This window comes from Bradyrhizobium sp. MI1.10 (genome assembly GCF_055811035.1).
This window is the reverse complement of the sequence record NZ_JBVVPN010000121.1, coordinates 1-1,830: the sequence shown is the minus strand read 5'-3', so window position 1 is coordinate 1,830 and position 1,830 is coordinate 1. Positions and strand designations below refer to the sequence as shown.

General features: G+C 57.2%; 1 protein-coding gene. It reads left to right on the top strand.

The features are described from left to right. Positions 1 to 978 precede the first annotated feature (978 nt). Positions 979 to 1,830: sensor histidine kinase (locus tag AC0L3K_RS40460; RefSeq protein ID WP_473368191.1), on the top strand; the 852-nt coding region annotated here is incomplete at its 3' end.

The following is a 1,830-nucleotide window of genomic DNA, read 5'->3' as shown; positions in this document are numbered from 1 at the left end:
CCCTGCAATCTCAAATGCCGCCGCAACCGGAAAACTGACTCCTGCTCAATCGCTTAGAGCCTTGTTCACGGACGACTACTGAGAGACGACAGACCACCAAGGCTCGTGTGAGAAGCGAAATGCCCGCTGTTCGCGGGCATTTTCTTGCTCCGTATCGTGCAATTGGTGCCGGAAGCGATCCTGCTTCCTTTTCTGATCCGGATTACTTTCCACTCAGCTAGTGCGCTGAATGTCCTGGCAATCCTTAGACGTGAGTTCTTGCCGCCCGGGTCCGCTTGCCGTCTGAATGGTCGCAGCGCAATGCGACACCAAGAAGCGTCCCGTCCAAGTTACCTTATCGACGCATCGTTGCGCCGGTCCCGGATCGGGGCGAGCGTACGCGCCAGGATCGTGGTCGCCATGATCAGTGAGCAAGCGGGATTGAATCGTAAGCATCCGGCGAAGACCGGTGGATCAAACCAAGTCAATTCGGAACCGATGGTTCCAAAGGCTGTTCCGCGATCGCACATGAACCTTGGCACGTTGTGTGAATGGGTTTCGGGGACTTTGCACCCTCCAGGGCCGGAGGTCCGCCCGCCCGCGATCATTTAAAGCCGACGGCGTCTTGCCGGAGCCTCAGCCAGTTTGGTATCCCAGGACAAGCGACAAGCTCCTCCACATTTCCGGAGACCTATGACGAGCTGCCGCGGCGCGCGTAGTGGTGTCGTTACCTTCGGAGAATTAGACGAGCGTCGCCGCCCAGAAGCCGGCACCGGTTAGGCGCCGGACAATCACCACATCCGTTTGATGGCATCTCAGTGAAGTTCGCTTGTTCGCACGTATGCGAAAGCGAGGGTTCCTCGGGCTGTCCGTTCATACGAGCAGAGCGGAAGCAGCTCGCCTATCGCGCGACAGACGTTATTGAACCCACTATCGGCATTGTATTTTTGCGAGCTATGGCTTTAGGCTTGCCAGCAACGTCTTAGTGGAGTTGCGCTTATGGGAAGGGACGCAGGTAACCATTTCTTGTCGGGCGGCGGCGAGATGGGCTCTCTGACGAGAGCGTTTGATTGGTCAAAAACATCGCTCGGCTCCCCCGAAGCCTGGCCGCAAAGTCTTCGGGTTACGGTCCGGCTCGTTCTCACCTCGCGCCACCCGATGTTCATTTGGTGGGGATCGGACCTCATCCAGTTCTATAATGACGCTTATCGCGAAACGATGGGCCCCGAGCGGCATCCGAGCGCGTTGGGAGCGCGGGGCCGTGAATGTTGGGCTGAAATATGGGACATCATCGGCTCCCAGATTGAATATGTTATGGCAGGTAAGGGGGCGACCTGGCATGAGGATCAATTAGTGCCTGTAACCCGACACGGCCACCGCGAGAATGTCTGGTGGACCTATAGCTTCGGTCCGATCGACCTCGAAGACAAAGTCGGCGGCGTACTCGTTGTCTGCAGGGACGTCACCTCCGAGCACATGGCAAGAGAAGCTCTAAACCTCATCAATGAAGAGCTAAAACACCGCGTCAAGAACACCCTTGCCGTTCTCAGTGCTGTTGCCAGCCAAACATTTCGTGACGTATCGAGCAAGGCCGATCTTGAAAAGTATCAGGGGCGACTTGCCGCGTTCGGACGAGCGCACGACTTGCTTACTGCGGCAAATTGGGCTGCTGCCCCACTGCGAGATGTGATCAATACTGCCCTGAGCCCGTACAGAACAGGCGAAGACCGGATTACGATTTCCGGTCCTCCACTTGTTCTGAAATCACGACAGGCGCTCGCCCTGTCCTTGGCGGTCCACGAGCTTGCTACTAACGCGTTGAAGTACGGCGCTCTGAGCGTGACAAGCGGC